Consider the following 21,334-nt stretch of genomic DNA (forward strand, 5'->3'; position numbering starts at 1 on the left):
AAGGCTGAAAGCAGGATGGGATGAAAAATACCTGTCAACACTTTTACAGGACAGCGCATTTTAATGCGTCGGCCCTGAGTATACTTTTGTATAGTAAGATTATGTATAATCGATTACTACATATATAGGATTATAATCGATTAAAGTATATACTTGTTAGATTCGAACTATTAAGCTATTTTTCGAATATCTGAAAAATAACTGTTAGATAGTGATTACATTTATATCCTTTGTTTGTAATATAGATATAAAAGGCCTGTCTACTATTAGAACACGCACCTTCTTAAAATAACGATATAGTGTTGCAACCTCTATTATATTAAAAAATTGTTCTTTTATTTAATCATTAAATTTATTATGAAAAAAGAAATTACACTTTTGGCTATTTCAATGTTTTTAGCGACGGGGATTAACGCACAGCAGGAATTAACAGTAACTCATACCACGGCAGGGGCCATGGAAGCTGAAATAAATGCGGCTTTAGGAACTACCGGAGCAGAAGAGATTCAGACTTTGATCATTAATGGAGATGCCAATGTGACTTATGAAGATTGTTCGGCAATCGCAGCAAAGTTTCCTACTATTTCTCTTAAAAAGCTGGATTTAGGTACTGCTAAATTTGAAAATGACAGTACTCCCGGTAATAAAGAAGGAGCAAGTACAGGGGCGTTTGATATAAAAGGTAACGGAATGCAGGTAGAAGAAGTGGTACTACCGGCCGGTTTAAAGGTTATTGGTCCGCGTACTTTCCGGAAATTCAGCAAGATGAAGAAAATTAATTTACCTAATACTCTGGTTAAGTTGGGGGAAGGATGTTTTACAGGTTGTGGTAGTCTCGATCTGGAAAAATTACCTGAAGGTCTGAAGACGATTGAAGGATATGTTTTCTATCAGGCTTATGCTATGAAATCATTGGAGGAACTGCCGGCTGGATTGGAGGGAGTACTTGGAGCTCTGTCTTTTGCTCAGACCTCTGTGGCAATCTCTTATATTCCGGAGGGTATTACAGAGATTGGAAGTTCTGCTTTTAATGCCAATACCCGGCCTGTTTCATTAACTTCATTAACGATGTATGAGAAGTTAGCAAAAATAGGTTCCAATGCATTTAAAAACCAGAAGATGCTGAATGATATTGAGTTAAATCGTATGACTCCTCCGGAAACAACAGAAGATGCCTTTACTGGTATAGAATTGGGAAAAGTGATTTTATATATTCCTAAAGGTTCCAGAGCTGCTTATGAAGCTGTGGCACCGTGGAATCAAATGGATATTTATGATGTTTTGGAACCACCTACGGGAATTGAGAATACGGAAATTACTGCTATTGGTATATACCCGAATCCTGTGGTGAACACAATTTCTATTTCTGTTCAGGATGCTGCTATGATAAAAAGTATAAAAATAATAGACTTGGCAGGAACTGTGGTGAAAAACTTGCATCCTGAGGGAACACTTACTTTTGATGTTTCCGATTTGGTAAATGGTATGTATTTTCTGCAATTAAACGATGATACTACAGTTAAGTTTATAAAGAAATAAATTAGTTTTTTGGGGTAAACAGATTCATACTAACGGCTTCATAATAAAAGTGAAGCCGTTAGCTACTATCTTTTTGCTTTTAATTTTATCTCTTTTTTATTATTTAAAGTATGAAAATAAAAAAAATAATCTCTCTGTTTTTTATCTTTTCTGTTTCGGCCACTTTACTTGCACAAAACTACCCGGTTACGTTTAGGGTAGTTGATAAGACATTCGGAGTACGAACAAGTAATGATATCGGTCAGGATGAGAAGAATATAGTTGCCGGTTTGAGTGAGGAACTGAAGTTTCAGGGACAAGGAGGAGGAAAATGGTATTATCCTCTGTTCAAAATGCCGGGAACTACAGGGGAAGTGGTGAAGAATGATACTGTCTGGATTTGGCAGGCTACGATTCAGGCTCCTGTAGGTGAACATTCCTGGCGGCCATGTATGAAGTCGGCAGGTTATAATAGTTTGAACAAAGTGGTTGCTTACTACGGAGAGAAAGATGAACTGACTTTTAATGTAGATGCTTCGGGGAAAGTGAACGGGACAACTGAAATAACGATTCGGGATGAAAAATATCCTGTAGTATTGAAAGTTATTGATAAGAGCAAAGGGAAAAAGACGAATGCTGGTGCTTTCAGTGAAGAGAATATTTATTTAGTAGGAGGAAAGCCTAATGAACCGGCTAATGCACGTACAAACCTACAAAATGAATTTGTGCTTCATTACGCAATACCCAATTTTTCGGATGATAAATTTGATTTTAGTTCCGGAGTGAATATCGGAGTGTGGCTCTCGCAGACAAGTAACCGGGGAGGAAGTGCAATCAATTACTTCAAGAAAACAGATCTAAAAAAATTGGCAGATATGGGATATGATCATATACGATTGCCTGTTGATGAAAAAGAAGTTTTTGATACAGATTTGAACTTTAATCCGGAAACCCGGCAACTTATTCACGATGCTATTGCATGGTGCAAGGAATATAATATGCGTATTATATTGGACATGCATATTACCCGCTCGCACTATTTCAATGATGATAAGAATTCTATTATATTATGGAAAGAACAGGCGGAACAGGACAAACTGGTTAATATTTGGGACAAACTGTCACAGGAATTCGGACATTATCCGATTGGTTTGTTAGCGTACGAACTTCTGAATGAAGCCAACGCACCGAATGCTGATGTGTGGAATAATTTGTCGGCGCGAATTATTGCCAAGATACGTGAACGCGAACCGGATCGTTATTTAATAGTAGGAGGCATCAGTCACAATTCGGCCAGTGCATTGTCTACATTAACTCTTCCTGAAAACGATAAGAAGTTAATCCTTGCTTTTCATTTTTATTCACCGCACCTGCTTACTCATTATCAGGCCAGTTGGATGGATGGTTTGAAAGATTTGGTTATTCCTTTACATTATCCGGGGCAACTTGTTGTTAAAAAGGATGTGGATGCTATTAAAAATGAGAAACATAAGAGTGTGGTGAATTATTATAATGGTTTTTATAATAAATCTATTTTGAAGCAACAGATGCAAGTTGCCATAAATCGTGCAACTGAATTAGGGTTGAAGCTGTATTGTTCTGAATATGGTTGTATCAGCAATACGAATAAAGAAGTTAAACAAAGGTGGATACACGATGTGGCAGAAATTTTTCGGGAGAATGACATTGCATTTTCTATTTGGGGGTGGAAAGCTAATTTTGGTATATTGGATAATAGTGGGAATATCCGGGATCAACGGGTAATTGATGAAACGACCCGTGGACGAGGTACTAAATTTAATTTATTCCCTTCTACAGGGCATGTCATCGAAAAAAATGATACAGCGTGGATTTGGTCCGCAGAAATAGAAGCACGCACCGGATGTTATTCATGGACTCCTTGTGCTTATTCTACCGGGAAGTCTATTAATGAAAGTATTTATCAATATGATACGAGTGAAGCTAATGGAGCATTACAGTTTGCCGTAGGTTTGGATGGTACAGTGTCAGGTAACACGACTTTGATTATTCCGGATGGTGGTAGTGCGACTTCACTTGTTAATGTAAAATATCCGGAGGAGATTAGAGTCTCTCCTGTTATATTTTCCAAGTTTGTTTCGATAAAAGGGGGGCAGAATAATATTAAGATGTATACTTTATCTGGTATAAAAATTTTGGAAAAAGAAACTTGTTCCGATATTGATATCAACACCTCTCATTTAGCCAAAGGATTTTATGTTCTGGTTGTTGACGATAAATACAGCTATAAGTTAAGTAAAGTTGCAGAATAAGCAAACAAAAATAAGATATGAGAAAAGAAATTTGGGCACTGTTGTTCATTGCGATTTTGATGGGTTGTGCTGGGAAAGATGAAATGGATGCAGTTATTGAGAAAGGACTGTCTGTTTCTGTAGAACAATCTAAATTAATGGCAAAATCCATATGGGAACAAAAGACTTTATTGCCGAGAACACTTGATAAAGAAGGAAAACTCATCACATCAGACTCGAAGTGGTGGACCAGTGGCTTTTTTCCAGGAGTACTCTGGTATCTGTATGAGGCAACGGGTGATACTCTTTTGAAAGAGTATGCTTGTGATTATACTTCCCGGGTGGAAAAGGAGAAATATAATAAGGGAAATCATGATGTAGGGTTTATGCTGTATTGTAGTTTTGGTAATGGATATCGTCTGACTGGTAATGAAAAATACAAACAGGTGTTATTAAAAGGTGCGGAATCTTTGTCTACCCGTTATAAAGATCATATCGGAGTCATTCGTTCGTGGGATTTTAATAGGGCAGTGTGGCAGTATCCGGTCATTATCGATAATATGATGAATCTGGAATTGCTTGAGTGGGCTTCAAAAAATTCAGATAATTCGCGTTTTGCCGCAATAGCCCGTTCTCATGCGGATGTGACTTTGAAAAATCATTTTCGGGCAGATTATAGTTGCTGGCATGTGGTATCTTATGATACTATCACCGGACAACCGGAAAAGAAACATACCCGGCAAGGTTATTCTCACGAATCTTCCTGGTCGAGGGGAGAAGCCTGGGCTTTATATGGTTATGTTATGATGTATAGAGAAACGCAACAAAAGCATTATTTGGTGCATGCGAAGAAAGTTGCAAATTACATTTTAACTCATCCGCGTATGCCCGAAGATGGTATTCCATATTGGGATTATGATGCTCCTGATATACCGGATACTTATCGTGATGCTTCTGCTGGAGCTATAATGGCTTCTGCTTTCATTGAGTTAAGCACGATGATTCAGGGTGAACTGTCCCGGAAATGTCTTATGATGGCTGAGACACAATTGAAAACACTTACCTCTCCCGAATACCTGGCGGAGCCGGGTACGAACGGAAACTTTATCTTAAAACACTCGGTTGGGAGTTTGATGGAGCACTCTGAAGTCGATGTTCCTCTCACTTATGCTGATTATTATTATGTTGAGGCCTTGTTGCGCTACCAGAAAGTAAAGTCCGAATAGATTTATAAAACTGAGATAAATGAATTTACGTATGAAATCTATATTTTATTCTTTTTTATTTGCTTGTTTTTTCGGAGTTAAGTGTGTATTTGCCCAACAGCTTTCGCCTATGATAGGTTTTGACCTCTCAGAACTTACAGAGACGAGGGATGGTATAAAAAAAGGAGAAAGTTTACTTATTAAGTCCTACAATGATTTGATAAAAGAAGCAGATGCCTGTCTTACATTGAAACCGGAGACAGTGACGGATGGTATGCTTCCCCCTTCGGGAGATAAACACGATTTTTATGCGATTGGAAAATATGCATGGCCTAATCCGAAAAGTGCCGACGGTATGCCCTATATTCGAAAGGACTGTAGTATTAATCCGGAAGCGAACGGTCCGAATTTTGATCTTGCCAGGTATAATAATACGGTTGATAGAATTAAGTTACTGAGTCTTGCCTGGTTTTACTCTCAGGATGAAAGATATGCGAAGAAGGCAACTCAGTTGCTGCGGGTGTGGTTTATTAATGAAGATACCCGGATGAATCCACATTTTGAATGTGCGTCTGCTCTTCCCGGGGTTTATAAAGGAATGGCGATCGGTATTATTTTTGGCGTGACATTGGTTGAAATGACAGATTGTGTGAAGTTACTTTCATTGTCTGAAAGTTGGACCGGTAAAGATGATACAGCTTTGAAACAATGGTTCTCTGACTATGTACAGTGGTTGCGTACCAGTAAATTTGGAATACAGGAAAAGAAAGCGCAAAATAACCATGGCACTTGGTACTCTGCACAAATAGCCGCTTATTCTCTGTATACGGGTGAGCTGGAATATGTAAAAGAAATGGTTGAATTTGGAAAACAGCAGATACGGGAACAGATTGCGCTTAATGGTAGTCTGCCACATGAAATGAAACGTGATTGGGCTTTTTCTTATTCGGTATACGGCTTGAGAGCTTTTACTGTGTTGGCAGAATGCGGAGAACGTATTGGTGAAGATCTTTGGAATTATAAAACGCCTGATGGATACAATCTGCAATCTGCTTATTTGTTTTTGGCTCCTTATCTTTCCGGACAGAAAGAGTGGGAGTGGGGGAGTGTACGTGAAAATGAGCAAACGGAACGGATCGCTTTGCCAATGATGAAAAGGGCGGCAAAGAAATATGACTCAACTATTCTGATGCAAGCCGTCAGGCATTTGCAGACTTTGTATGGAAAAAGTTTGAAGTATGATTGGATATAAAAAATATCTTGAAATGGGTATTCGTATTAAAAGGTTTATGTTTGTATGTATATGCCTTTTGTGGGGGATGATAATAACAGCCCATTGCCAATCAGTTTTGGTAGAGGCCGAACTTTTTAAGAATAAAGGGGGCTGGTCGGTAGATACTCAGTTTATCGATCAGATGGGCTCACCTTATTTGTTGGCTCATGGTTTGGGGGAGGCGGTAAAGGATGCTGTAACTGAGGTGTTTTTTCAACAAACAGGCATTTACTATGTTTGGGTACGGACAAAAGATTGGGCACCCTATCCGAAAGGACCTGGTAAATTCAGGATAGCAATTGATGGAGAAGAGTTGGAACAAACACTTGGAGCGTCAGGAGACGTTGAATGGAAATGGTATCAATGTGGAACTGTGTGTATAAATAAACAACTAACGGAAATTCGTTTGAAAGATTTGACAGGTTTTGACGGAAGGTGTGATGCTCTGTTTTTCTCAAAATCCAAAGATACTAAATTGCCCGATGATCCGGAAAGTTTACGACTTTTCAGACAGGAAATGCTTCGGTTACCGGCTCCGTATAATGAGGGTGAATATGATTTTATTGTCGTTGGAGGGGGAGTTGCCGGGATATGTGCTGCTATACAGGCTGCGAGATTAGGACTAAAGGTGGCATTAATTAATAACCGTCCCGTATTAGGTGGCAACAGCAGCTCGGAGATAAGAGTTCCTACAGATGGAGATCTCTTTAAAAACCGATATTCAAAGATTGGTGCTATTATGAGAGAGATAGATAATGGCTTTGCCGGGGTAGGCAATAAAGATGCTTCTATGTATAGAGATGACTGGAGGTGGAAGATTGTTAAAAATGAAAAGAATATTTCCTTATTTGAAAATATGCATGTATATGCGGCCGGTATGGATGGGGCTGTAATAAGCGGAGTAAAGGCTATAAATACAAATACATTGGAGATACATCATTTTAGAGGTCAGTTGTTTGCAGATTGTACAGGAGATGCCTCTTTAGGTTTATTAGCCGGTGCTGATCATCTTTACGGCCGTGAAAGCAGAGCGCAGACAGGTGAACCGGAGGCTCCGGAACAACCGGATGGACTGACTATGGGAACCTCCAATCAGTGGTATGCTACGTTAACAGATGAGGCTTCTGAATTTCCGATAGAAGAATGGATATTGAAATTTACTTCAGATTATCATTTTGAACTGACAAAGTCGGTCTGGAACTGGGAAACCGGATTCGGGAATTTTCATACGGTAGAAGATGCCGAACGGATAAGGGATCATAATTTCAGAGCTATTTATGGTAATTGGGCATACCTCAAAACTTATATGAAAGATAAATATGGGAAGTACAAACTGGCGTATTTATCTTATAATGCAGGTAAACGCGAATCATACCGTTTAATTGGGGATGTTTTATTGACAGGTATAGATGTTAAGAATAAAGTGGATTATCCGGATGCGATTGTTACTGCTACCTGGGGAATTGATTTACATTATCCGGACAAACGAAATTCGAAGTATTTTCCCGGAGAAGAATTTATAGCATATGCAGTCCATCCGGATAAGCGGAAGGATGTGTATACTTTCCCTTATCGTTGTTTGTATTCACGTAATATAGAAAACTTGTTTATGGCGGGACGTAACATTAGTGTCACTCATATTGCATTGGGTACAGTACGTGTACAACGTACTACCGGAATGATGGGGGAAGTAATAGGATTGGCAGCCTTTTTGTGTTCAAAGAATCATTGTTCTCCCCGTCAGTTATATACAAATCATCTGAAAGAATTGCTTGATAGTGTATTATGATTGAGCCTTGCAGATAAGGTGTTTAATTTCAAAAGGTGTTAGAATGAAAAATAAAATTATACTACTGAACTTATATTTATTATTTTCTGCTGTTAGCTTTTCACTTTTTGCCCAACAGTCGGTGAAAGTCCTTGCTATCGGAAATAGTTTTTCAGCGGATGCTGTTGAGGAATTCCTGGATGGTTTGAGTACGGAAGGAGGTACGGAAATAACTGTTGCAAATGCTTTTATCGGTGGTTGTTCTTTAGAAAAACATTGGGAAAATATAGAAAAAGATCTGCCAATGTATTCTTATCGAAAAATAGCAGGAAGTAAAAAGACTATTTCTAAGAGAACATTATTGCAATGTATTCAGGATGAAAAGTGGGATTATATTACTTTTCAACAGGTAAGCACTCTATCGGGAGTGTTATCCAGCTATTTTCCATATCTGACATATCTTGTAGATTACGTTAAACAACATGCTACTAATCCGCAGGTCAGATTTGCCATGCATCAAACCTGGGCATATCCTCAAAGTTCCTCAAAACCGGCTTTTGATACCTATAATAGAAAACAGATAGATATGTATGGGGCTATTGTCAAATCTGTATGGTCAGCTGCGGATTCTGTTGGGATTGACATGATAATTCCTTCGGGAACGGCTATTCAGAATGCACGTACAAGTGTTTTGGGAGATACTTTTAATAGGGATGGTTCTCATTTGAATAAGATTGGAAAATATACAGCGGCTTGTACTTGGTATGAAGCTCTTACTGGTGCCTCTCCGGTTGGAAATCGTTTTATACCGGGTTATTTTAATACCTGTCAGATAACTATTGCTCAAAATGCAGCACATCTGGCATTACAAAATCCTAAACAAATATCTCCTATGTTAACTTTTAAATGTCCGGATGCACCTAATAAACATTTAAAGCGAAGTGAACTTCTGTTATTTCAGTCCGGTTTTGAAGATAATGTAACCATAATACCTGCCGGACAATATAACCATCATATCGTAGGGAAGGAAAATATGTTGATAAAAAGCGATTGGGAAAGAGATATTGAATCAATCATGGATCGGGTTTCCGTCACTTATACGAAAGGTGATTCCACTCAACGTCTGGCGAGTATAGTATCTGACCCGGTTAACTCACATAACAGGGTTTTGCAATTTCTTATAAAAGAACCCTGGATGACCGATACGACGGAGAAAGCAAGAATACAATGTGATTTTTATGGGATTAAAAAAGGATTGAGGGAGTTTACGCAATCAATGAGAGTTTATTTGCATGAGGATCTGAGAGAACTTTGCAATTATCCGGATGTTATCAATTGGTTTACAATTGTTGAATTATGGAATAATGTTGCCTGGAGGCCAACGGTTCCTTATGGCGGGCGTGTTACTTTGGGAATAACTAAACCTGTTGTGGGTAAAGGGGAACTTTATTTTAAAGTGGATGCACAGGATATTGATCGTAGATTACCTGCTGATAAGCGATTTAAAACCCTTTGGTTAGAGAAGAATACTGAAGTAAAAGTACCTGTTGGCGAATGGTTTACTTTGGAGTATTATTGTAAAGAAGGAGATAGAGAGAATGGACGTTTTTACATGACTATTGAGACAAAAGGGGGAGATAAACAAACTGTTTTTGATATCACAAATTATACACATAATAGTCAGGATCCATCACCTGACGGAATTACAGATTTTAATCCATTAAAACTTTATACTTCAAAAGAGATCGCCAATTATATGAAGTCGAAGAATAAATCTTTACTAATATATTGGGATGACTTGAAACTATGGGGAAGATAATTGTTCAGATACTATTGGAAGGAGATGAACATCGCCTTAGACTTGATTAAAAGAATGTGCCAATTAGTCAACGAATTTATAGTATGGCTAATTGGCATACCTCTTTTAATGTACAGTTTTAATGAAACACCAGTTTGATTGTTTTTGAATACTTCGAACTTTGTACCTGCATAAAATAAACTCCTTTTGTATTTAATTCTATATGGAATTTATTATTAATGGGGTGATTGATTACTGATAGGATATTTCCTGATATAGAATATATGTGTACTTTCTCTACAGGATCAGGAGAGGTGATTTCTATTTCTCCACTATTTCTATCATAAATATAGTTGAATGCCGGATGTGTTTCTTGTTGGAGTGAGGTCATTTGTAAGATATCATAAAGTCCGGCAATGGCATCAAGTTTTCCCATACCATACTTTGCATTAATAGTATTGCCTGTATTTGAATCATGATATGCAGTTTTTTCGATAATCTTTTTTACTTCTTTTAAAGTCAGTTCCGGACATGCTTCCAGCCATAGAGCGAGTGTACCTGTAACTACGGGAGTAGCCATAGAAGTTCCGTTTGCTATCCCCCATGAGTATTTTCTATTAGAAAAAGAATCTGTTACTTCTAAAGTTTTATCGGAAGGCCCTACGCTGTAAGATGCAGCGTATGAGTTGAAGGAGGATATCACAGTTGCACCGGGAGCTACGATATCCGGTTTGATGCGTTCGTCATAAGTCGGACCTTTTCCTGAAAGAGGATAGAGGATTTCTTTTTCCCAATCCGATTGGTGAAGTGTACCTGAGATGTCTTTATAAGTCTTTTTAGAAACATATGCTCCTACAGATATAGCTTCATGTCCTGTAGCTGTACATGCTATTGTATAATCTGTGGAACCATTGGCATAGTCATTTCTACCGGCAGATGTAAAACTTCCGTAATCACTGCTAATCATATATTTACCTCCGTCTGATGAGAATGATATTTCCCAAACTTCACTTTCCGGTTTGGTGTATATAAGGTTGATGTTAAAGTAAGGATTTTGATTAATGGGATTTAAAGAAGCAGAAATATTTAATTTGGAATTGTCGGACTTATTTAAGCCAAAATTTTGAAAACTTTTACTCCATTGTTCGCCAGATGTGAAAGTTTCAGAAAATCGGTATGTATTTGTTAGTGTATCTTTTAAAGATATGGTTAGATGGTAAATGTGATCTGCCGTACCTTGTATGAAAAGGTTGTCTCTGCCATAAGAGGGAGGGATAAGTAGGCTTTTTACATTGTGCATTGTCGAATTGAATTTACCTGTAAGGGTAGATTTGCGATGTCCTTCATTTCCGGCAGCAATAGCTAATATTTTCCCTTTTCTATCTTTCATAAGGTGATCTGCCAATATAGAGAAGTTATCAGTGCCGTCTTTAAATCCCAAAATTGTTCCCATGCTTAAATTGATGGCAAGGGGGCGATTGGCTTTGTCGGAATACTGTAATAGAAAATCAATTCCATCCAATATTCCTTGTTCCGTTTTGTTAACAGAGACAAGAACTATTTCTGCTTTTGGTGCTACACCTCTGTATATATTGTTATAACTTCCGGCTGCTATTCCTGCTACATGTGTACCATGTGTATCGCCGGACATATCGTGTTTTACAGTTGCAATCTGTTCTGGAGTAGAATAAATAACTCCATAGCCATACGGAGAGTTAGAGATGGTAAACAGATTGTTTTGATCCCATACACAAGTAATGCGATTTTTTCCGTCAGCATCTTTAAAATTAGGATGTGTGAAATCAAATCCGCTATCTATTATTCCTATAATAGTTCCTTCCCCTTGATAAGAGTGGGAAAGTCCGTTTCCGACAAATGCCGGGTCTATATTTGTATATATTCTCACAGAATCCATCATCATTCTGACTTCTGTGCTCGCATCGATATTCATTACTGTACTGTCCCGAGCGAAAGTTCTGAGCTGTTCCATTGGGATAATAGCCGTATAGATTCCACCAGCACCAGTATTAAGTCGCACTCCGTATTTTTCATTTAGGACATTCGTATCTGTTTGGGGGATAAGGCGGACATACGCAAATAGAAATTCATTATTATTAACTCCACGTGTCGTTATCGATTCGTATTGTTGAAGTTGACTTACTGTTATAGCTGATAGTTTAGGTGAATAGTCAGTACATATTGTTTGGGAAAAGCAATGTACTGAAAATAAAAAAGAGAAAATAATTCCGGTGATTATAAATTTCATGAAGGTAGAAGATTTTAATAGAATACAGGATGAGGCTGAAATCAAAAAAAATATTTTGAGACAGCCTCATCCTCATTCTGTAAAGTTAATTATTTAATAACCACTTTGGACGTATATTGTTGACCGTTAATATTAACGGTTACAATATAAATACCATTGTCAGTTATATTGAGAGAGTTATTTTTTAGAAATGTTTGGCTATTGATTATTTCCCCGTTTAAATTGATTACATTCATTTGACAAGGTACGTTTTCGGAACATTCCACAACGATAGATTTGTCTACTATATATATATTACAATCAGTTTTTTCACTTGCATTCTGAATTCCAGTAACCGGACTTGATTGCCATACAAGAATGGGAAATCCTCCGTTTATATTTCTTGTGTCGGCAGTCCATGCTATTGGATTTTGTCCTCCATTAAGTAAGGTAATAAAAGAAGCTGCTTTCATCTCTTCAACACTTTTTTCAGATATACCGTTCGTTATCTCTTCTCCAATATTTGTCAGTTCTTTTGAATAATAGCAATTTTTGATAACGAAAGGATCCATGTCTGTTGCTCCGACAATGGCATTGACGAAAAGTGGTCCGTCAGATATCATTCCAATGTTGTAGCTATTTGTTATTGTTCCGGCATACATAAGTCCGACAAGACCTCCCACGAAAAGACCTGAAGCATTGATCATACCGCAGTTATAGCAGTTGTCTATAGTAAAGTTCTTATCAACATATCCTACGATACCTCCAACGTCACTTACTCCTTTCACCATCCCGGTATTATAACAATTAGTTATTTTACCATATTCTCCGACTCCGATTAGTCCACCGGTAAAAAAACTCCCCCCGATTCCTGTCACTAATCCTTCATTGTAACAATTTTCAATGATACCTCCTTTCATGTTTCCTACCAGTGATCCAGTGCCATCACCTCCTTCGATAATAGAGTTCTCTCCGATTCCTAAATTTTTTATTGCAGCTCCTGTAGAGATACAGGCAAACAATCCGGTACCACCAACTGATTGTTCATCAATGAAAAAGACATGAATATTATCTATCTTTTTATTGTTACCGTCAAATACTCCTAAAAAGTATTTCGAATCATCGACGATTCCCAGTTCTGGCTTTGACGAGTCGGTATACTCATCAAATACACCAATAGGAGTGAATTTATGATCAGCAGTTGCTCCCATATCCAAATCGTTGTTTAACTTGAAGAACTTATTTTTGTAAGTTTCTCCATTGCGTACTTGTTCGGACAGGTAAGCTAAATGTTGTCCATTCTCAATTAAATAAGGATTTGTACTTGTTCCATCACCTTTGGTCCATGTCATTGCAGTTCCATCCCATACGGATTGTGCATTGATGGTAAATCCCAACATTGTAAATAATAATAATACGTAACACTTTTTCATAAGTTGTAATTGTTTTTGTTAAACATTAATCTATAGTTCTCTGATAATTGTCTGTTTAACGGGCAGGAATAGTAAATTTTTCCTCAAAAGCAGCCCCTGATAATATTCCCCATTGCCCATCTTGTTCAACAAGGAACGTTAATTGCATTATGACGGTGTTGGTGGTTTTGTCCAAAAATCCTGTTCCTACCACATATACTATTCCATAGGCTTCAAGTCGAAAAGCCTTTTGTTGCTCGATGGTAACATTTCCGTCATTATCCATATCCACACGAATATCTCCGTTTGCTACATAGCAATCTTTTATGATATAGAAAGGGGCTTCTTCGGCTTTTAGTATTGTAACCTCTTTCTCTGTATTTAAAAATCCTGAAGTGTAGATACCTTTTTCTTCAAATTGTTTCCAGGTAGGTTTACGGTTTAAAGACAGGGTCAATGCTGTTTTACCGAAAGTAGAAAAGGGGGCTGTTTCAGTAGCTCTCAGTTTTATCTGGGCTTTAGCTTTAGTCAGATAGTCTAATTGCGAAAGATTTATATTTAATATTATATTACTAATATTTTCTCCATCTTTAAATTCTATTATGTTGTTCTCTAAAGATATAAACTCTCTTCCGGGAACCTCTGTACCATCTGGATTTTGTTGAAACAACAATTCGGCAATAACTGTCATTTTTCCTTGCTTATTTTCGCGATAAACAGGGATAATCAGATTGTTTTCATCTTTTTCTATTTCTTTGTTTAGTTTTTCAGTACGAAAAGATACATAACAATTTGTGTCCGATTCATAAATTAATTTTTCATTATCAGAGTTACAGCCTGTTAGTAAAAAACAACTTAATAATGTGCTGGTTATATATGTTTTGAAATTCATCTTAATCTTTTTTTTGAGGTTGGTAGTCAAACAATGGTTTATAATGGATTTTGATCTGCTATAGGATCCATGTTGATATTGCCGTCGAACTCCGTTTGTGGGATGGTTAATATAAAACCTTTATAGTCTGGCAAACGAGTATCGTCGTTTAGCTTAACTACGTGATTAGAACCTTCATACCCACGATAATATCCGGTTTTTAAACGGAGTATATCGAACAGACGACCTGTTTCTCCCCATAACTCGATACGCCGTTGTAATAATATCTCATCCAAAAGAGTTTTGATTTCCGGAGTTGTACCGGTACCGTATACATCCAGCGTCAATGAATTGTCATCAATAACTTTATCGAGCCGATTGCGTACATAACTCTTTTCACGTATTGTACCGAATGTTTCCATAATACTCCTTGCTTCTTTATATTTTTTTAAATGACATAGAGCTTCTGCTTCTGTAAGAAGTAACTCTTCTGCACGCATATAAATATTATCTCCTAAATAGGAAGAATAATCACTAAAACGGAATTTCATTGTACAATAGCTTTTTTGTGCCCCTTGAGTACTCTCTAATGCAGGAGCGATACTTCCTTTCCACCAATTTACCCGGCGAAGATCCTGTAATCCCATTTGTTTGTATAACCATGCACTTATGCATTTGCGATCATATGATCCGTGCATGCCGGCCATAGCATCCATATGGCAAAAAAATGAAGCGTATGCACCGATCTGGTCACTTTTCTGAATTTCGGCTCCCCAAAGTACCGATGACATGTTGATATCGTTGAATCCTCCCACTAATTCGGAAGCATTGGCTGTTTTTAAATCAGGTTTTTTTAGTGCGAGTACGGCAGCATCTACTGCATCCTGCCATCGTTCTTGCACGAGTGCTATTCTTGATTTGATTCCGTTGGCTATATAATAGTCAATGTGTGATTTATGCTTTTGTGTTATACCTCCGTCTTCTGCTTGTTTTAATAATTCTATTCCGTATTCTATGTCATTATTGATTTGTATGTATACATTTTCTACGGTACCTCTTGGTTTTCCCGGAGTAGAAGATGTAGTAGGGGTCGTGTATACTGGAACTCCCAAAGATTGTTCGTGCCCTTTATAGGTTTGTTGATACAGTTGGATTAAATGAAAATAACACATAGCACGCAAAGCATATGCTTGCCCAAATAAATTTGCTTTGTCTGCAGGAAGTCCATATAAATCATTCTCATGTGCAATTATATAATTTAAATTTGAGATCAAAGTATAGTAAAAGTTCCATTCAGAATAGGGGCGGTATAAAGTACTTGAATAGAAATTTCTTTCTTGCAGATTGTAATCCATCGAAAACCAACCTTTTACCGATGAAGATACAATCATATCATCACCCATAACCCCGGATACCAACATGGTTGACATATATCCGAAGGCGTGTGTAGAGTTGTCTCCAGCCCAGCCGGATGAGTACATCATGCGGTACACACCGTTCATCGCTACCATTCCTCCTTCTACGTCTTTGAAGATGACGTTACCCGATATCTGGTCGGTGGGATTGGTATTTAAGTTATCACTACATGAGCAAAAGGTAGATAAGAAGATAATAGTTAGCAGTGTATAATATTTTATTTTCATATCGTCTCTGATTTATTAGAATTTTATATCAATACCTATAGAATATGTCCGTGAAGGGGTATAAGTGTATCCCACAGTGCCAGTAAAGTTATATTGGGGATCCATTCCTTTGAGGTGACTGAATAATGCTAAATTATTTGCTGTGGCATATACTCTGATATTGTCCATTTTGATTTTTGTTAGCCAGTCTTTTGGAAATGTATAGCCCAAAGTAATATTTTTGATAGCAAAGTAAGAGGCATTTATCAGATCTTTATCTGTTACACGTAATTGTTGATCCCACATAATTTTAGGGATATCGGTTATGTCGCCCGGTTGCTGCCATCTGCGGAGAGCATTTTTATGCCATACGTATCCTTTGTAACCTACATTCATCATACTTCCGTATACTCCATCCAACATTTCTCCACCTATAGAATAGGTAGTCAGTATTGAAAAATCGATTCCTTTGTAACTAAAATCATTCGTTATGCTTCCATATAAATCGGGGATGCGGTTACCAACAATTTCTCTACTATTGGCTGTTAGGGTTACATCGTCTGTTTTGTACTTAGATACTATGTTACTATTTTTGTCGTGATCGACCCAATAGAGTTGATTCCCGGTTAGTGGATCTACTCCTGCTGAAATTGGTAAATAAAATGAGTTGACAGTTTCACCTTCTTTGAAGATATTTGATCCTGAAATAATCTCCGGTTTGTCGGCTAATTTTAGAATTTTATTACGAATATGGCTTCCCATGGCTATTAATGTCCATTTCAAATCAGAATTTTTAAGAATATCAACAGTTGCGGTGACGTCAAGACCCATATTTCTCATGCTTCCTATATTGGCCGGATATGCATCGAAACCGCTGGAGGTAGCTTTAGGCATATTTAGAAGTAGGTCTTTTGTATGTTTATTGAAAAACTCGGCTGTCAAAGATAATCTATTAAACAAACGAGCTTCAATTCCGATATTCAAATTCTCGTTTTTCTCCCATTTGAGATCCTTATTTTCTAATGAATTAATTCCTGCACCGTTTAAACTGCCATTAGATAGTCCCATATTATATAAACTTTGGTAAGCATAATAACTACCGATATTGTCATTCCCTTGTGAACCAAAACTGGCTTTCAAGGTTAAATTGTTTACCCAGTCATATTTTTTCATGAAACTTTCTTCTGATATTCTCCATGAAGTTCCTAATGACCAGAATTTTCCCCATCGGCTGTCTTTATGAAATCGAGAGGAACCGTCGGTTCGAAAACTGGCTGAGAAGTAATATTTTTGGGCAAAATTATAGTTTACGCGGCTTAGAAACGATTCGATAGCATATTTATCAGTTTGTGAACTTGCTCCACTAAGAGTTGCAGCAGCAGACAGTTCATACAATCCACCAAACGGGAATCCTGTTTTTTGTGCTCCCAGAAACTGCTGCTTTAATTCATAATATTCATGTCCTATCATAACATCTAATGAATGGGAACGGATGTTGCGTTGATAAGTCAATAATTGATTAAATGTATAACTTAGTTGGCGTTGTACAGCCTTTGTTAAACTACCTGCAGTTGTTGCTGCATTACCAGTATAAGGATTGCTGTAACTCATTTCATGAGTATTGAAATAATCTAATCCCAGGTTGGCCATCAGTGAGAAACCTTTAAATATTCCATATTCATCATCGTTTGTAGATAATTGGATATAGGTTCTGGCACTCAAATTATCCCGGGTATTATTTTCTTTATCTTCATGTAATAAAGCTATTGCATTTGAATTGGCAAGGGCTATTCGGTTCTTTCCGTAATCGTATATTTTATTTCCGTTAGCATCTGTTTTAAGCGAACCATCTGTGTTATGTTCATACACGGGATAGATTGGAGCCATAATCTGACTGGTATACCATAGATTGGATATGACAGAGCCAGAAGCACTATTGTAATTGGTACTGGTTTGAGCAAATGAGGCATTAAAACCTGTTTTGAACCATTTTTTTGCTTGGGTATCAATGTTAACACGCCCTGTATAACGTTCAAATTCAGTTGTCTGTAAGAGTCCTACTTCATCAAGATATCCCATTGATATCATATATTGGGTTTTCTTGTTCCCTCCGGTCACTGATAATTGATACTCTTGACGGAGTGGGTTATGATTACTCAGCTCATCTTTCCAATCTTCATGATATTTTAGTTGGGCTGTCGGATTAATTTTACCAGTAATAGGGTTAATCAACTCTTGTAACGGCATGTTGAAAGGATTATATTCTTCATTATACCCTAACACTCCTTTGGCCATTCCTTTCATTACTTCGATGGCCTGTGTTCCCGCTAATAACGGATCAATTCCTTCTGTATAAATCAGTTCATTTTTATATGCTTCGAAAGCAAGTTCCAAGTATTCCGCTTCGTTTACTGTTTCATATTTGGGTATAGCTCTTGAAGAAATACCCCAATTAGCTTTTAGATTGATAGATATCTGATTATCATCTCTTTCTCCGCGTTTAGTTGTAATCATTACAACACCATTTGCACCTCTCGAACCATATAATGCTCCAGCAGATGCATCTTTTAGAACAGTTACTGATTCTATATCATTCGGATTAATTGTGTTCAATGCTCCGTCAAACGGTACTCCGTCTACTACATATAGTGGAGTGTTGGAAGCTGAGATAGAGCCAAAACCACGAATAACCATAGAAGCACCTGAACCCGGCTGTCCGCTTCCTGAAGTACTTTGTACACCGGCTACTGTACCTTCTAATGCTTTAGAAACATCAGCTACAACTCTTTTTTCGATACGATCTTGTTTGACTACTTCTGCTGAACCTGTGAATGAACTTTTTTTAGCTGTTCCATAGGCTACTACTACTATTTCCTCTAATTGTTTAGTGTTCTCCTTCATCACAATTTGCAGGTTTTTCTTTTTGTTTACAGGAATCTCTTCCGTATCATAGCCTATATAGGAGATTATCAGTATTCCATTTTCCGGTACATTGCTTAATGAAAATTGTCCGTTATAATCGGTAATTGTACCAATTCCGGTGTTTTTTATTTGAATACTTGCTCCGATGACTGGGTCTCCATTATTATCCTTAATGGTACCTGTTATTTTCTCTTTTGGGGATTGAATCGGTTGCTTACTGTTTGTTTCCCAGTTGACTGAAATTGTGTTGTTGATTCGTTGAAAATTTAATCCGGTTTGAACGGAAAGCATGTTTAGTACTTCCTGTAGAGGCATGTCTTTCACGTTTAGTGTAACGGATGATGCTTTACTGAGAATAGCTGGATCATAGAAAAAATTGAGGCTTGTTTCTTTATTGATTCTTTTTAAAACTTTCTCTACTGATTCATTTTTTACATTAATGGTTACGGTGTTTTTCTTCACTTCCTGGGCTATACTTACAATTGATGTTCCCCATAGAAATAAAATCAGTAACATGGTACAAATAACAAATTTGTGTTTTTCTCTTGTCATAAATTAATATTTAGTTAGATTGATTGGAGTGTTATCTTAATGTATTTATTGCTTTCGTTATTGATATAACAGTATATAATCTTTTTCTTTTTTATATTTCACGCCTGTCGCATGTCCTATTGATTTTAATACTGCTTGTAGGTTAATGTTATCGTGTTCACCACTTAAATGATAATTAAACTGTTGATTGGGGGCAAACTTTATCCGACAATTATAGATACGTTCCAAATCCTTAATTACATCATATAAGGGGGTCTTGTTATAGTGTAATGTGTTTTGAAGCCATGCCATTGCATGTTGGTAACTCTCTTTTCTTTTTGTGTATTCATTAGATTGCCGATTTATCTGCAGTTGTTCATTGGCTACCAATTTCATCATTGCTTCTGGTAATTCCACCTGTACCTTTCCGCTTTTTACGCTGACTAATGATGTTTCGTTATTTTCATATGATTTGACATCAAAACATGTACCTAGAACCTTTACATCAAATCCTGCTGTTTTTATGATAAAAGGTTTTTTTTCATCTCTGTTGACCTGAAAAAAGGCTTCACCGGTTAGTTCGATTTTTCGTTCTTTTTCAGTGAATCGCTCAGGATATCTGAGGGTTGTACATGCATTTAGATTTACTTTGGAACCATCGGGCAGTGTCCATTCCTTCTTTTCACCAAATGAAGTTGAAATTTCTGTATACAACGGTTTCTCTATCTGGGTAAATCGGTAACTATTTACTCCTAACCCAATCATTATGATTAGAGTGATGCAGGCGGCTACCCACATAATTTTTTTGTAAGAGGAACGTTTGTTTATTTTTTTTAGAAGAGTTGCAGCTTCACGCCGGTATTGTTCATGTTCTATATCACTGTGAAAAGGCGGCTGCTCCATGTTCTCTTCCCATAGCTCATCTGCAACTTCTTCGATAATATTTTGCATTTCAGGATTTTGCATATTTTTTAATAGTTCAGTAACTTCTGATTTGCAATATATACCATCTAAATAATGACGCACTTTTTGCTTTATAGCTTTTTCTTTTTTCATAAAGTTATGAATATAATATTTCTGCTTGTATATAGTTAATACACAAGAGAAGAGATAATCTAGGGTGTCTTTAACGTTTATTAATACGAGAAGCTAATAGGAAGTATTAATAAGAGTAATAAAAGATCGGCGTACGGACCATTGTTTTTAGTGAAATAGGTTCGTATGATTTTAAGAGAAGTTGAAATATGCTCTTGCACAGTATTTACAGATATTCCCAATGTTTCGGCAATTTCTTTATGAGACATTTCCCTGTTTCTACTCATGTTGAATATTTCCCGTTGCCGGGGAGTCAACTTTTGCATTGCCTGATTTATCAATTCCATGAAGTCTTTAGAATGAATAGTTTCTTCAGTACTGTCATTGGCATCTATTGCCTGGGCAAAGATATTATTTTTTAGTTGCTGCTCATTTTCCAGATCACGTAACGTGTTCAGAATACGGTTTCGCATGATAGTATAGAGATAGGTAGAAAAAGATGCATCGGGATTTATAAATTTGCGACTTTGCCAGACTACTGTAAACGTATCTTGAAATATGTCTTCTGCGAATACCTGCGATTTGAGAAACTTCATAGCAAAGTAGATAAGCCTGTTTCTGTAAACTGAATATAGCTCACAGAATGCACTTTCATCATCATTAATAAGTCGTAATACGAGTTCGTGTTCTTGCACGGATGGGGTATTGAGATACATATAATAAAGTTTACTACTTTGCAGATTTTGTTCAATCTGAAATGCAAACCTATGTCTTTTTTTTGTAATACACAAATTGTCGATTATTAAAAAAGGTAAAATAATAGTTTCGAAAATAGTTGTTTTAAGCAATAAAAATACACCTTTT

General features: G+C 37.0%; 13 protein-coding genes. 6 read left to right on the forward strand and 7 right to left on the reverse strand.

The window, feature by feature from the left end:
• Positions 1-357: 357 nt before the first annotated feature.
• The 6 genes from ACESQI_RS22540 to ACESQI_RS22565 all read left to right on the forward strand — a co-directional run bounded on the left by ACESQI_RS22540 (position 358) and on the right by ACESQI_RS22565 (position 9,853).
• A complete protein-coding gene (locus ACESQI_RS22540) occupies positions 358-1,539 on the forward strand; it encodes a leucine-rich repeat domain-containing protein (RefSeq protein ID WP_122201926.1) in 1,182 nt (393 codons plus the stop codon).
• 110 nt (positions 1,540-1,649) lie between these two features.
• Complete coding sequence (locus ACESQI_RS22545; RefSeq protein WP_373127241.1) at positions 1,650-3,809, forward strand: cellulase family glycosylhydrolase; 2,160 nt, start codon at positions 1,650-1,652, stop codon at positions 3,807-3,809.
• Between the two features lie 17 nt (positions 3,810-3,826).
• A complete protein-coding gene (locus tag ACESQI_RS22550) occupies positions 3,827-5,014 on the forward strand; it encodes a glycoside hydrolase family 88 protein (protein WP_195350328.1) in 1,188 nt (395 codons plus the stop codon).
• A gap of 31 nt (positions 5,015-5,045) precedes the next feature.
• Complete coding sequence (locus tag ACESQI_RS22555; protein ID WP_373127243.1) at positions 5,046-6,245, forward strand: alginate lyase family protein; 1,200 nt, start codon at positions 5,046-5,048, stop codon at positions 6,243-6,245.
• A complete protein-coding gene (locus ACESQI_RS22560) occupies positions 6,232-8,055 on the forward strand; it encodes an FAD-dependent oxidoreductase (RefSeq protein ID WP_373127245.1) in 1,824 nt (607 codons plus the stop codon). Before ACESQI_RS22555 ends, ACESQI_RS22560 begins: the two co-directional genes overlap by 14 nt.
• A gap of 43 nt (positions 8,056-8,098) precedes the next feature.
• The gene (locus tag ACESQI_RS22565; RefSeq protein ID WP_373127247.1) at positions 8,099-9,853 is read left to right on the forward strand and encodes a DUF4886 domain-containing protein; all 1,755 of its coding nucleotides are present in this window, start codon (positions 8,099-8,101) and stop codon (positions 9,851-9,853) included.
• A gap of 118 nt (positions 9,854-9,971) precedes the next feature.
• Here the strand turns inward: ACESQI_RS22565 and ACESQI_RS22570 are convergent, their stop codons facing one another.
• The 7 genes from ACESQI_RS22570 to ACESQI_RS22600 all read right to left on the reverse strand — a co-directional run bounded on the left by ACESQI_RS22570 (position 9,972) and on the right by ACESQI_RS22600 (position 21,186).
• A complete protein-coding gene (locus ACESQI_RS22570) occupies positions 9,972-12,098 on the reverse strand; it encodes a S8 family peptidase (RefSeq protein ID WP_007484873.1) in 2,127 nt (708 codons plus the stop codon).
• A gap of 89 nt (positions 12,099-12,187) precedes the next feature.
• Entirely contained in the window at positions 12,188-13,510 is a 1,323-nt protein-coding gene (locus ACESQI_RS22575) for a T9SS type A sorting domain-containing protein (RefSeq protein WP_007484875.1), read from the reverse strand.
• Between the two features lie 55 nt (positions 13,511-13,565).
• Entirely contained in the window at positions 13,566-14,381 is an 816-nt protein-coding gene (locus tag ACESQI_RS22580; protein ID WP_002561790.1) for a hypothetical protein, read from the reverse strand.
• A 38-nt stretch (positions 14,382-14,419) separates the two neighbouring features.
• Positions 14,420-16,003 (reverse strand): RagB/SusD family nutrient uptake outer membrane protein, encoded by a 1,584-nt coding sequence (locus tag ACESQI_RS22585; protein ID WP_007484877.1) that lies wholly within the window; start codon positions 16,001-16,003, stop codon positions 14,420-14,422.
• Positions 16,004-16,018: 15 nt separating this feature from the next.
• Entirely contained in the window at positions 16,019-19,456 is a 3,438-nt protein-coding gene (locus ACESQI_RS22590; RefSeq protein ID WP_007484879.1) for a TonB-dependent receptor, read from the reverse strand.
• A 57-nt stretch (positions 19,457-19,513) separates the two neighbouring features.
• The gene (locus ACESQI_RS22595; protein ID WP_002561786.1) at positions 19,514-20,491 is read right to left on the reverse strand and encodes a FecR family protein; all 978 of its coding nucleotides are present in this window, start codon (positions 20,489-20,491) and stop codon (positions 19,514-19,516) included.
• 80 nt (positions 20,492-20,571) lie between these two features.
• Positions 20,572-21,186 (reverse strand): RNA polymerase sigma-70 factor, encoded by a 615-nt coding sequence (locus tag ACESQI_RS22600; protein WP_025868133.1) that lies wholly within the window; start codon positions 21,184-21,186, stop codon positions 20,572-20,574.
• Positions 21,187-21,334 lie beyond the last annotated feature (148 nt).

This window comes from Bacteroides sp. HPS0048, from assembly GCF_964240755.1.
GTDB classification, from domain to species: domain Bacteria; phylum Bacteroidota; class Bacteroidia; order Bacteroidales; family Bacteroidaceae; genus Bacteroides; species Bacteroides nordii.